Source organism: Bradyrhizobium sp. CCBAU 53340 (assembly GCF_015291645.1).
In the GTDB taxonomy this organism is placed as follows: domain Bacteria; phylum Pseudomonadota; class Alphaproteobacteria; order Rhizobiales; family Xanthobacteraceae; genus Bradyrhizobium.
Window position 1 is genome coordinate 6,635,129 of sequence record NZ_CP030055.1, and the last position, 12,068, is coordinate 6,647,196.

Genomic DNA, 12,068 nt, shown 5'->3' on the forward strand with positions numbered 1-12,068 from the left:
GCTGAGAGATCACCCCACCCCGCTCGCGCTACGCGCGATCGACCCTCCCCCTCCAGGGGAGGGTAAGCAAGTGCGCGGCTCGCGTGCTGAACTCCCCTGCCAGCACGCGCCACTGGAACAGCGGCGAGTCCTTCGGCGGGTTGAGCTCCGGGGTCCATCCGGTGAGCTTGTCGAGCGTATAGGTGTCGATCAGGACGCCGCGCCAGCGGCGCTCGACCTCGCCAAATTGCTCACGCTTGGCGGGGATCGTCTCCCATAGCGGCGAACGATCGTCGGGCTGGCGACCGACATAAATCCCCGCGTGTCCGCTAATCCTGTCCATGCCGGGATCGCGAAAATCCTGGAAGCGGCCGCGTTCGTTGATCTCGATCACGGGGACGCGCCCGCGGAACAGCCAGCGCATCATGGCATAGGTGCGGTAGTCCGTGGTCGCGATCCAGGTCGCGCCGGTCTCGTCCAGCGCGGCCTGCGTGCGCGCGGCGACCTGATCGTAGCCGGCCTCGGCGCCGATCGGATCCATCTTGCCGAGGACATTCCAGGGCGCGGCGACATAATAGAGGAACACGATGACGACGAAGGCGATCCCCGACACCAGCGCCGTCTTCACCCAGAAGGTGCTTGAGCGGATCATCGGCGCCGACCAGCCTTCCTGCGGCAGCGTCGCCAGATTGATCGCAGCGGCAGCAAAGCCCACCGGCCACATGAACATCGGCCAGGTGTCACCGACCCTGAGCGTCAACGACTTGAAGAAGAAATAGGCGAACGGCACCAGCACCGCCGTCGACAGCAGGATCGCCACCGGCTCACGGGAGCGATAGCCGCGCCACGCCGTCATCAAAAGGCCGGACAGCACCACCGGCAACATCACGAAGCCGACCAGGCCGAATTGCAGGCCGATATAGTCGCCGATGGTCCGCAGCGAGATGCCGTAATTGGCGGTGGCGCGCACGCCCTGGAAACGGAACGAGGCCCAGTCGTGCTGCGCGTTCCAGATCAGCACCGGCGAGAACAATGCGATCGCCATCAGCGCTGCGAGATAAGGATAGGGGCTGCGCAGCCAGCGCCAGCGCCAATCCGGCACCAGCAGAAAGGCGGCAACAGCCGGTGCGAACATGATCGCGGTGAATTTCGACAGCAGCGACAGCCCGGCGAACAGCCCGGCCGCAAGCCACCAGCGGCCGTCGCCGCTTTGGGCTGTCAGCACCAGCGACCACATCATCGCCACCGCAAACGGGATCATGGCAACGTCGGGCGCGACCTTGGCCATCAGCAGGCCGTAATAGAGCGCAGCTTCCGGCATCAGGACCGCAACCACGATCGCGCGCACATCATGGGTGAGGCGGCGGACGATGTCGGCGAGCAAAAGCTGCGTCACCAGCATGGCGACGATGCCACCGAAGCGGACACCGAGCACCGTGTCGCCGAAGATCGCGGTGCCGAAGCGAATGAGCCAGGCAATGCCGGGCGGATGATCGAGGAAGCTCAGCGCGCCCTCTTTCGACCAGGTCCAGTAATAGGCCTCGTCGGTGCGCAGCTCGAGCGCGCAGGCATAGACGATGCGCAGGACCGTCATTGCGGCGATCACCAGCACGGCCACGACGAGCGGCCGGCGCGAGGCGCTATCGGGCTTCACTGTCATGTCGGGAGCGATCGTCACGGCCGCGCTTTTCCCCGACTTGGAAGGGCGAGTCAATGTGGGCCGATGCGCTCGATGTCAGCGTTCCGGACGGTCTCGTAGGGTGGGCAAAGCGAAGCGTGCCCGCCACCTGGGGATGCGTGGGCACGGCGCAAGAGCGCCTTTGCCCACCCTACGATGCTTGTCCGGGACGACGGCGGAGAGGGTCGATGCAGCGAATGCTTACCGTTACGTAACCTTGTCAGGTATGTGATCAGGTCGGCCGTCCACCTGCGGAATTTAACTCTCCGCTGGCTGTTCTCCTCAGTGAACTGATACAACCGAATCATGGCTACGACCGCCCTTTCACGATTGCCAGAACTCGTCCGCTCGACCAGCGCGCGGCAGGTGAGGCTGGTCTGCGGTGTCATCCTGTTCGCTTACGTGGTCAGCCATTTCCTCAACCATGCGCTCGGCAACATCTCGGTCGATGCGATGCAGGTCGGGGTCTATTACCACACAGCATTCTGGCGGTTCCTTCCTGTTACGATCGTGTTCTATGGCGCGGCTTTCACCCATATGGGTCTCGGCGTCTACGCGCTGTACCAGCGCCGCCAGTTCCGCTGGCGGACGATCGAGCCCCTCCAGCTGGTGCTGGGCCTGAGCATCCCGGCGCTGGTGATGGCGCATGTGATCGGCATCCGGCTGGGCGAGGCGCTGTACGGCCACGAGAAGTTTTATCCGCAGGAGCTCTATCTGTTCTTCGTCCTGGCGCCCGGCCGGCTCTGGACGATGACGATCCTGCTGATCGTCGCCTGGATCCACGGCTGCATCGGCATCTATTTCTGGCTGCGGCTGAAGCCGTTCTTTACGCGCGCGGCGCCCTATTTGCTCGCGGCCGCCGTGCTGATCCCGACGCTGGCGCTGCTCGGCATCTACCAGGGTGGCCGCAGTGTCGCCGCGGACAGCGAGGACGGCGACTGGCGCCGGCAAAATTACACGCAGCGCGACGTCGGCACATTCGCACAAGCCGATACGCTCGACCGCATCACCGGCGGGCTCACCATCAGCTATATCGGCCTGCTCGGACTGGCGCTGCTCGCGCGCGGCGTGCGCGGCTGGCGCGAGCGGCGCGGCGGCATGATCGCGCTGTCCTACGGCAACGGCAAGACGGTGCGCGTGCCCAAGGGTCTTTCCGTGCTGGAGGCGAGCCTGCGCCACAACGTGCCGCATGCCAGCGTCTGCGGCGGCCGCGCCCGCTGCTCGACCTGCCGCATCCGCATCATCGGCGACCACGGCGCCTTGCCCGAGCCCTCGCAGCGCGAGGCCTTCGTGCTGGCCCGTGTCGGCACAGCCGATCCCTCGATCCGCCTTGCCTGCCAGCTGCGGCCGAACTGCGACCTCTCCTTCTTCCAGCTGTTCATGCCGCACGTGCTGGCGGCCAACACGCAGGGATCCTCGCCGGCCAGAATCGGCCAGGAGCGGTATCTCGTCAGCCTGTTTGTGGACATGCGCGGCTCGACCCAGCTCGCCGAGAAGCGCTTGCCGTTCGACACCGTCTTCATCGTCAATCGTTTCCTAGGTGCGGTATCGCAGGCCGTGATCGAGAATGGCGGCCAGCCGAACCAGTTCGTCGGCGACGGCATGCTGGCGCTGTTCGGGCTGACGACCGACCCGCAAACCGCCTGCCGGCAGGCGCTGAAGGCCGTCGCCGGCATTGCGACCCATGTCGACGAGCTCAACCAGGTCCTGAGCCACGATCTGCGCCAGCCGATCCGCTTCGGCATCGGCGTCCATGGCGGCGAGGTCATCATCGGCGATATCGGCTATCGCGACCACATCGTCTTCACCGCGCTTGGCGATGCCGTCAACGTCGCCGCCCGCCTCCAGGACATGACCAAGACGCTTCAGTGCGAGGCCATCGTCTCCGAGGAAGTCCGCCGCACCGCCGGTCTTCACGACGACGCGCTGCCGAAGCAGGAGGTCGCGATCCGGGGGCGCGACGAGCCGATGGTCGTGCGGGTGGTTGCGGACACCAGGACCTTGTCTGCCCTCATCCCCAGCGACGCGCGCGTCGCGGCGTAAGACGCGAACCGCGCGGAAGGTGCGCTCCGTCTCCCGCATCCGCCTTCGCCAAGGCTTCGGGCGGACAAGAGCGGGAGACGTGAAGGAAGAATCATCGCGGCGTAACACCGGCCTGTTGCAGCGCAACGGCATGGGCTTGCTGCGAAAGCACGAATTGACTTCAACCTGATGGTTGAGACAGATGAGCACGGGCCTTGCGGTGATGACCGCGGGCCAACAAAAGCTCCGGGAGGAGACCTGAATGTTCGACCGACGCGACCTGCTCAAAGGAGCGGGCCTTGCCGCTATGGCGGCCACACTGAATTCCACCAAAGCGCTGGCGCTCGACACCGTTACGCTGCCCATCGGCAACGGTGAACGGCCGCTGGTGAAATATCCGCAGAAGCGGCCGATGATCGGGCTCACCAGCCGTCCGCCGCAACTCGAGACGCCGTTCGCAATCTTCAACGACGGCCCGATTACGCCGAACAACGCGTTCTTCGTGCGCTATCACCTCGCCGACCTCCCCTACAATCTCGACCCTGACAAGTTCACACTCGAGGTCAAGGGCAAGGTCGACAAGCCGCTGAAGCTGTCGCTGAAGGACATCAGGAAGATGAAGGCGACCGAGATCGTCGCCGTCGCGCAATGTTCCGGCAACAGCCGCGGCTTCTTCGAGCCGCGCGTTGCCGGCGGACAGCTCGCCAATGGCGCGATGGGCAATGCGCGCTGGCGCGGTGTGCCGCTGAAAACCGTGCTCGACATGGCCGGCGTGCAGGCCGGCGCCAAGCAGGTCGTCTTCGGCGGCATGGACGGGCCGGTCAGCGACAAGACTCCTGATTTCGCCAAGGCGCTCGACCTCGATCACGCCGCCGACGGCGAGGTGATGCTGGCCTATGGCATGAATGGCGAGGATCTGCCCTTCCTCAACGGCTTCCCGCTGCGCCTGATCGTTCCAGGCTATTACGGCACCTACTGGGTCAAGCACCTCAACGAGATCACCGTCGTCGACAATATCTATGACGGCTTCTGGATGAAGTCGGCCTACCGGATCCCGGACACGCCCGACAATTCGGTCGAGCCCGGCACGACGCCGAAGGCGACGATCCCGATCAACCGCTTCACCATCCGCTCCTTCATCACCAATGTCCCCGATGGCGCCAAGCTGAAGGCGGGACGCACGACGCTGCGCGGCATCGCCTTCGACGGCGGCAAGGGCATCAAGGACGTCTCGGTCTCCACCGATGGCGGCAAGACCTGGAGCTCCGCCAGGCTCGGCAAGGACCTCGGCAAGTACTCGTTCCGGGAATGGAAGCTACCGGTGAAGCTGGCAGCGGGCCAGATCGAGCTCAAGGTGCGCGCCACCAGCAATTCCGGCGAGACGCAGCCAGACACGCCGCGCTGGAACCCGGCGGGTTATTTGCGCAACGTCGTCGAAACCGTCCGCGTCAGCGTGGCCTGAGGGAGAATGATCATGCAGCGCACCGTTCTCCTCGCCTTCACGCTTGCCACCGCCGCTTTGGTGGGTTCGGCCCTTGCCGCACCCATCAATTACAAGACCCCGGACGAGGTCGCGGCCTTCAGGCCCGGCCCCAATCTCGAGGTGGCGCAGGGCAATTGCGCCGCGTGCCATTCGTCGGACTACATCGCCACGCAACCGCAGATGAAGGACAAGAAAGCGTTCTGGCAGGCCGAGGTAACCAAGATGATCAAGGTCTATGGCGCGCCGATTGCGGACGCCGACGTCAGCAAGATCGTGGACTATCTGGCCGCGACTTATTGACGGCCCCGGGGGCAATTGACCGCGAAACGGGCAAAACTGGCAAAAACGCCGCGAAGTTGAGCGAATTTCGGCAAAATGCGGATGTGGTTTGATCTACCAAGCCCGCCACATTCCGCGTATCCTATAGGACCGAACCGGCCGGTTGGCGGGGACTGGCGGTTCGTGATCTCGGAGGAAGACCCGCGGAGAAGTCGTGATGGCTAAAGGTACGGTCAAGTGGTTCAACCCGACCAAGGGTTATGGATTTATCCAGCCTGCGTCGGGCGGCAAAGATGTGTTCGTGCATATCTCGGCAGTGCAGAAAGCCGGTCTGTCGTCCCTGAACGAAGGACAGACGGTGGAATACGAAGAGATCGCAAACCGGGGCAAGACCTCCGCAGAGAACCTCAAAGTATAAGCCGCCAGCTCTTGCTGCCTCCCGGATTCGTCCGGGAGTGAGGCCAAGAAAATTTCAGAAGACGATCCGTGCATTCGACGACAGGCGTTGCGACTGCACACGATAGGCTATTTGCCCGTAGAGATCGCGATCAACGCCGCAGCAATGACAATCGCGACCGCATGTGGTCAGCCCACCGGCAACGGTGCGTCGCGCTTGATCTCCTCCATCACCGCATAGGTGCGCGTCTCGCGCACGCCCGGCATCGACAGCAGGGTCTCGCCGAGAAAGCGCCGATACGCGGTCATGTCCGCCAGCCGCGCCTTCACCAGATAGTCGAAGCCGCCTGCAACCATGTGACACTCCAGCACTTCGGGCGCGAGTTTCACCGCGCGCGCAAAGCGCTCGAAATTGTCGGGCGTGGTCTTGTCGAGCAGAACCTCGACGAAGACAAGCAGGCCCAGGCCCAGCCGATGCGGATTGAGCCGAGCCCCATACCCCTCGACAAATCCCTCGCGCTGCAGGCGCTTCAGCCGCTCGCCGACCGAGGTCGGCGACAGCCCGATGCGCTCGGCGAGCTCGACATTGGCGATTCGCCCATCTTCCTGCAAAATCGAGAGGATTTTCCGGTCGATTCGATCGAGTTCCATATTCTATACGGCTAATGCGGGAGTAATCTTCATTTTCTAAGGCAAAAGCGCTATTTTGTCTATCGAACTACGGTCACGCGGGCCTTATCCTGATTTCAGCCACAGGACACGCCATGCCGAACATCCCGCCGCCTTTCAGCGCTCCCTACGCCTCTGACGACGCCGACATCGCCGGACGGCTCTTTGCATCGGCGCATCTCGCCCCGCCGCAGGAGGGACGGATCGACCGCACCGCGACGCGGCTGATCGAGGCGATCCGCAAGCGCGACGACCGTCTCGGCGGGGTCGAGGACATGCTGCGCGAGTTCGCGCTCTCGACCAAGGAAGGCCTCGCGCTGATGGTGCTGGCGGAGGCGCTGCTGCGCGTGCCTGATGCGCACACCGCCGACCAGTTCATCGAGGACAAGCTCGGCGAGGGAGATTTCATCCACCACGAAACCAAGTCCACCGCGTTCCTGGTCAACGCCTCGGCCTGGGCGCTCGGCCTGTCGGCGCGGGTGATCCAGCCCGGCGAGACGCCCGACGGTACCATCGGCCGGCTGGTGAAGCGGCTCGGCGCACCCGCGGTGCGGACCGCCACGCGCCAGGCGATGCGGCTGATGGGCAATCATTTCGTGCTGGGCGAGACCATCGAGCAGGCGCTGGAGCGGGGCAAACCGCGCTCCGGCCAGAAGTCGCGCTACTCCTTCGACATGCTCGGCGAAGGCGCACGGACCGCCGCCGACGCCAAGCGCTATTTCGACGCCTATGCCAGCGCGATCGACACCATCGGCAAGGCGGCCGGCAACCATCCCCTGCCCGACCGGCCCGGCATCTCCGTCAAGCTCTCGGCGCTGCATCCGCGCTTCGAGGCGATCAGCCGCGACCGCGTCATGGCCGAGCTGGTGCCACATCTGCTCGACCTCGCGCAGCGCGCCAGGGCGTACGACCTCAACTTCACCGTCGATGCCGAGGAGGCCGACCGGCTGGAGCTGTCGCTCGACGTGATCGCGGCCACGCTCGCCGACCCCTCGCTCGAAGGCTGGGACGGGTTCGGGCTTGCGATCCAGGCCTATCAGAAGCGCGCGAGCGCGGTGATCGACTACATCCACGAGCTGGCCCGGGTGCATGACCGCAAGCTGATGGTGCGCCTGGTCAAGGGCGCCTATTGGGACACCGAGATCAAGCGCGCGCAGGAGCGCGGGCTCGACGGCTATCCGGTGTTCACGCGGAAGGCGATGACGGATCTGAACTACGTCGCCTGTGCCTCGAAACTCCTCGCTCTGCGGCCACGCATCTTCCCGCAATTCGCAACCCACAATGCGCTCACCGTCGCGACCGTGCTGGAGCTCGCCTCCGACAGTGGCGGCTTCGAATTCCAGCGCCTGCATGGCATGGGCGAAGCGCTCTACGAGCAGCTGGCCAAGGATCATGCTGAGACCGCCTACCGCACCTATGCCCCGGTCGGCAGCCATCGCGACCTGCTCGCCTATCTGGTCCGGCGGCTCTTGGAAAACGGCGCCAACTCCTCTTTCGTGGCGCAGGCGGCTGATTATCGTGTTCCCGTCCCGGCGCTGCTGAAGCGCCCGGTCGATCTCATCGTCCGTCCCGATCACGCCCATCACGCCAAAATCCCGTTACCGGGCGACCTGTTCGCGCCGGAGCGGCATAATTCAGCCGGCATCGAGTTCGGCGAGCGCGCCGCGCTCGACCGGCTGCTCACCGACGTCAAGGCTGCGACGACCGAGCTCAAGCCGGTCACTGACGCAACGCCCGAGCAGGCGGGCGCCGCAATTGCCGCGGCCCGTGCCGGCTTCGCCGGATGGAGCCGGACACCGGCGGGGACACGGGCGGCGGTGCTGGAGCAGGCCGCGCACTTGCTGGAAAGCAGCAGTGCGCATTTCATCGCGCTGCTGCAAGCCGAGGGCGGCAAGACGCTGGACGACGCGCTCTCCGAGCTGCGCGAAGCCGCCGATTTCTGCCGCTATTACGCCGCGCAGGGCCGCAAGCTGTTTGGCCAGGAGACGGCGATGCCGGGCCCGACGGGCGAGAGCAACGCGCTCGCCATGCGCGGCCGTGGCGTCTTCGTGGCCATCTCGCCCTGGAACTTTCCGCTGGCGATCTTCCTCGGCCAGGTCACGGCGGCGCTGATGGCGGGCAACAGCGTGGTGGCAAAACCCGCCGAGCAGACGCCGCGGATCGCCCGCGAGGCCGTCGCCCTGCTGCACGAGGCAGGTATTCCCAAAAGCGCCCTGCACCTCGTCACCGGCGATGGTCGCATCGGCGCCGCGCTGACCGCGCATCCTGACATTGCCGGAATCGTCTTTACCGGTTCGACCGAGGTCGCGCGTCACATCAACCGGACGCTTGCCGCCAAGGACGGCCCGATCGTGCCGCTGATCGCGGAGACCGGCGGCATCAACGCCATGATCGCGGATGCCACTGCGCTCCCCGAGCAGGTCGCCGATGACGTCGTCACCTCGGCGTTCCGCTCCGCCGGCCAGCGTTGCTCGGCGCTGCGGCTCTTGTTCGTGCAGGAGGATGTCGCCGACCGCATGATCGAGATGATCGCGGGCGCGGCGCGCGAATTGAAGATCGGGGATCCCTCAGAGGTCGCGGCCCATGTCGGCCCTGTCATCGACCTTGAAGCCAAGCAACGGCTCGACGCGCACATTGCGCGGATGAAGAGTGAGGCGCGGCTGCACTTTGCCGGCACGGCGCCGGAGGGCTGCTTCGTCGCGCCGCATATCTTCGAGCTGAAGGATGCTGGCCAGCTCACCGAAGAGGTGTTCGGTCCGATCCTGCATGTGGTGCGCTACCGCGCCGAAACGCTCGAACGCGTGCTGCAAGCGATCGCGCGGACCGGTTACGGGCTGACGCTCGGAATCCACTCGCGCATCGACGACACGATCGAGGCCATTATCGACCGTGTTCAGGTCGGCAACATCTACGTCAACCGCAACATGATCGGCGCCGTGGTCGGCGTGCAGCCGTTCGGCGGCAATGGCCTGTCCGGAACCGGTCCCAAGGCCGGCGGCCCGCACTATCTCGCACGCTTCGCCACCGAGCAGACCGTGACCATCAACACCGCAGCAGCCGGCGGCAACGCCGCGCTGCTGGCAGGCGAGGAGTGAGGCCGCTTGGCGGCCGCCTCTCCGCAATGAGCCCTGCACCCTGCGCCGTTGCATCCCGCTGAAACATCGGTCTAATGCGCCATGATTGGGCCTGCGCCAATTCCAGCGCGCGGGAAACAACAAGAGCGAGGGAGCAACGCCGCGATGGAAAAAGGCATTTTTGCAGGGCTCAAGGTTCTGGACTGCGCGAGCTTCATCGCAGCGCCCGCGGCTGCCACCGTGCTGTCCGATTTCGGCGCTGATGTCATCAAGATCGAGCCGCCCGGCGCCGGTGACCCCTACCGCAATCTGCCCAACCTGCCCGGCTATCCCGTCGGCGAACACAATTTCGCCTGGCTGCTCGAGGCCCGCAACAAGAAGAGCCTCGCGCTCGACCTCTCCAAGCCCGAGGCGCAGGCCGTGCTCTACAGGCTGGTCGAGGAGGCGGACGTCTTCATCACCAACATGCCGCCGCCGGTGCGTACCAAGCTCGGCATCACCTATGATCATCTCGCCCATCTCAACGACCGGCTGATCTATGCCTCCTTCACCGGCTATGGCGAGAAGGGCGAGGAAGCCAACAAGCCCGGCTTCGACAGCAACGCCTATTGGGCGCGTTCCGGCCTGATGGACCTCGTCCGCGCCGACATCGACACCACGCCGGCCCGCTCGGTGGCCGGCATGGGCGACCATCCCTGCGCCATGGCACTGTATAGTGCGATCGTCACCGCGCTGTATCAGCGCGAGAAGACCGGCAAGGGCTCGCATGTCGCCTCCAACCTGATGGCCAACGGCGTGTGGGCGGCGAGCGTGCTGGCGCAGGCAAAACTCTGCGGTTCCAAGTTCGGCGAGCGGCGCCCGCGCGAGCGCGCGCTCAATGCGGTCGCCAACCACTATCAGTGCAAGGACGGCCGCTGGCTGATCCTATCGTTGCTCAGCGAGGAGAAGCAGTGGCCGACGCTGGCCAAATGCCTGGGACGCGAGGACCTGATCGCCGATCCGCGCTTTGCCACCAAGCCCGACCGTCACGCCCGCTCGGTCGAGCTCATCAAGATCTTTGACGAGACCTTTGCGACCAGGGACCTCGCCGAATGGCGCAAGATCCTTGACGGCAACGGGCTGGTGTTCGGCATCGTCGGCATTCTGGACGACATCCCGAACGACAAGCAGATGCTCGACAACGAGGTGCTGGTGCCATTCGAGAACGACACCATGCTCACCATCAATTCTCCGATCTGGATCGACGGCACCAAGAAGGTGCAGCCGCGCAAGCCGCCCGGCGTCGGCGAGCACAGTGACGAGATTTTGCGCGGCGCGGGATACGACGAGGCCGCGATCAAGCAGCTGCGCGCGAAGGGGGCTGTGGGGTAAGGCGCGCGCCTCGCACACCGCCGTCGTCCCGGGGCGCGCAAAGCGCGAACCCGGGAGCCATAACCACAGGGAGTGGTTTGGCGAAGACTCGGAGTGACCATCTCGCGCAATAACTCCTCCCTGTGGATATGGGTCCCGGATCTGCGCTTCGCTTGTCCGGGACGACGATGGGGAGATATCTCGCGCTTCTACAAATGCATTGCTGAATTGCTTTACTGCGCTCGCAATGACGATGCCGTACTCGATATAACCTCACGACCGCATTCGCCGCGTGAGGCCCCATGCCGCACTATCGCCTGCACTACTTCCCCGAGTCCGGCAACAGCTACAAGCTGGCGCTGATGCTGACGCTTTGCGGCGAGACGTTCGAGCCGGTCTGGACCGATTTCGGCGGCGGCGTCACGCGCACCGCGGAGTGGCGCCGGAGCGTCAACGAGATGGGCGAGATTCCCGTGCTCGAGGTCGACGGCGTGAAGATGACGCAGACGGCTCCGCTGCTGCTCAAGCTCGCCGAGCAATACGGCCGCTTCGGTGCCGAGACAGAGGACGAAAAATTCGAGCTGCTGCGCTGGCTGTTCTGGGACAACCACAAGCTCACCGGCTACATGGCGACCTATCGCTTCATGCGGGCCTTCACCGAAAAGAACGATCCGCAGGTGCTGAAGCATTTCCGCCGACGGCTGGACGATTTCCTCGGCATTCTCGACGGACATCTCCAGCACAATGCGTTTGCGGTCGGCGCCAAGCCGACCATCGCCGACATCTCCATGATGGCCTATCTGCATTACCCTGATGACGAGCACGGTTTCGATTTCGCGGCGAGCCATCCCGCCATCCACGCCTGGCTCGGTCGCATGGCCGCACTGCCCGGCTGGAAGCCTGCCTATGAGCTCTTGCCCGGAAAGCGGATGACGAATTATGCGAAGTGAGGGCGCCCTACCGCAGCGACAGCCAGCCGAGCGTGAACAGGATGCCGCCGATGATGACGGCGACCGCGACAGCCCAGATGCTGACGCGGGCGCTGCCGGTTACCTGCTTGGCTTCTTCATTGCGCGCGATCTCGCGATTGCGCTGCTTGTTGGCGTCGCTGGTGTCCGTCATGGATCATCCAAATCGG

The 12,068-nt window shown here is 64.8% G+C and carries 10 protein-coding genes; 7 read left to right on the top strand and 3 right to left on the bottom strand.

The features are described from left to right. Positions 1-28 precede the first annotated feature (28 nt). On the bottom strand, positions 29-1,639 hold the full coding sequence (locus XH89_RS31340) for a glycosyltransferase family 39 protein (RefSeq protein WP_194468689.1): 1,611 nt from the start codon (positions 1,637-1,639) through the stop codon (positions 29-31). Positions 1,640-1,963: 324 nt separating this feature from the next. Between XH89_RS31340 and XH89_RS31345 the strand changes: the two genes are divergently transcribed. The 4 genes from XH89_RS31345 to XH89_RS31360 all read left to right on the top strand — a co-directional run bounded on the left by XH89_RS31345 (position 1,964) and on the right by XH89_RS31360 (position 5,859). Beyond that, positions 1,964-3,700 (top strand): adenylate/guanylate cyclase domain-containing protein, encoded by a 1,737-nt coding sequence (locus XH89_RS31345; RefSeq protein ID WP_194464194.1) that lies wholly within the window; start codon positions 1,964-1,966, stop codon positions 3,698-3,700. Positions 3,701-3,941: 241 nt separating this feature from the next. Then, positions 3,942-5,141, top strand: a complete 1,200-nt coding sequence (locus XH89_RS31350) for a molybdopterin-dependent oxidoreductase (RefSeq protein ID WP_194464195.1) — start codon at positions 3,942-3,944, stop codon at positions 5,139-5,141. 12 nt (positions 5,142-5,153) lie between these two features. Then, entirely contained in the window at positions 5,154-5,462 is a 309-nt protein-coding gene (locus XH89_RS31355) for a cytochrome c (protein ID WP_194464196.1), read from the top strand. A gap of 196 nt (positions 5,463-5,658) precedes the next feature. Continuing rightward, positions 5,659-5,859 carry a cold-shock protein gene (locus XH89_RS31360; RefSeq protein WP_008134691.1) on the top strand — a complete coding sequence of 67 codons (201 nt, stop codon included), beginning with the start codon at positions 5,659-5,661 and terminating at the stop codon, positions 5,857-5,859. Between the two features lie 167 nt (positions 5,860-6,026). Here XH89_RS31360 and XH89_RS31365 read toward each other — a convergent pair whose 3' ends face one another. Further along, the gene (locus tag XH89_RS31365) at positions 6,027-6,488 is read right to left on the bottom strand and encodes an Lrp/AsnC ligand binding domain-containing protein (protein ID WP_194464197.1); all 462 of its coding nucleotides are present in this window, start codon (positions 6,486-6,488) and stop codon (positions 6,027-6,029) included. A gap of 113 nt (positions 6,489-6,601) precedes the next feature. On the opposite strand from XH89_RS31365, the gene putA reads away from it, so the two are divergent. The 3 genes from putA to XH89_RS31380 all read left to right on the top strand — a co-directional run bounded on the left by putA (position 6,602) and on the right by XH89_RS31380 (position 11,880). Then, the gene (gene putA / locus XH89_RS31370) at positions 6,602-9,601 is read left to right on the top strand and encodes a bifunctional proline dehydrogenase/L-glutamate gamma-semialdehyde dehydrogenase PutA (protein ID WP_194464198.1); all 3,000 of its coding nucleotides are present in this window, start codon (positions 6,602-6,604) and stop codon (positions 9,599-9,601) included. A gap of 144 nt (positions 9,602-9,745) precedes the next feature. After that, a complete protein-coding gene (locus XH89_RS31375; RefSeq protein WP_194464199.1) occupies positions 9,746-10,951 on the top strand; it encodes a CaiB/BaiF CoA-transferase family protein in 1,206 nt (401 codons plus the stop codon). Between the two features lie 281 nt (positions 10,952-11,232). Further along, positions 11,233-11,880, top strand: coding sequence for a glutathione S-transferase family protein (locus XH89_RS31380; RefSeq protein ID WP_194464200.1), 648 nt, complete (start codon positions 11,233-11,235; stop codon positions 11,878-11,880). A 7-nt stretch (positions 11,881-11,887) separates the two neighbouring features. Here XH89_RS31380 and XH89_RS31385 read toward each other — a convergent pair whose 3' ends face one another. Next, positions 11,888-12,052 carry a hypothetical protein gene (locus XH89_RS31385; RefSeq protein WP_194464201.1) on the bottom strand — a complete coding sequence of 55 codons (165 nt, stop codon included), beginning with the start codon at positions 12,050-12,052 and terminating at the stop codon, positions 11,888-11,890. Between the last annotated feature and the right edge of the window lie 16 nt (positions 12,053-12,068).

Excerpts from the sequence above, each read along its gene's own strand:
- XH89_RS31385 (WP_194464201.1), bottom strand. The coding sequence starts at position 12,052 with ATGACGGACACCAGCGACGCCAACAAGCAGCGCAATCGCGAGATCGCG.
- XH89_RS31360 (WP_008134691.1), top strand. The coding sequence starts at position 5,659 with ATGGCTAAAGGTACGGTCAAGTGGTTCAACCCGACCAAGGGTTATGGA.
- XH89_RS31350 (WP_194464195.1), top strand. The coding sequence starts at position 3,942 with ATGTTCGACCGACGCGACCTGCTCAAAGGAGCGGGCCTTGCCGCTATG.
- putA (WP_194464198.1), top strand. The coding sequence starts at position 6,602 with ATGCCGAACATCCCGCCGCCTTTCAGCGCTCCCTACGCCTCTGACGAC.
- XH89_RS31365 (WP_194464197.1), bottom strand. The coding sequence starts at position 6,488 with ATGGAACTCGATCGAATCGACCGGAAAATCCTCTCGATTTTGCAGGAA.
- XH89_RS31355 (WP_194464196.1), top strand. The coding sequence starts at position 5,154 with ATGCAGCGCACCGTTCTCCTCGCCTTCACGCTTGCCACCGCCGCTTTG.
- XH89_RS31340 (WP_194468689.1), bottom strand. The coding sequence starts at position 1,639 with ATGACAGTGAAGCCCGATAGCGCCTCGCGCCGGCCGCTCGTCGTGGCC.
- XH89_RS31345 (WP_194464194.1), top strand. The coding sequence starts at position 1,964 with ATGGCTACGACCGCCCTTTCACGATTGCCAGAACTCGTCCGCTCGACC.
- XH89_RS31380 (WP_194464200.1), top strand. The coding sequence starts at position 11,233 with ATGCCGCACTATCGCCTGCACTACTTCCCCGAGTCCGGCAACAGCTAC.
- XH89_RS31375 (WP_194464199.1), top strand. The coding sequence starts at position 9,746 with ATGGAAAAAGGCATTTTTGCAGGGCTCAAGGTTCTGGACTGCGCGAGC.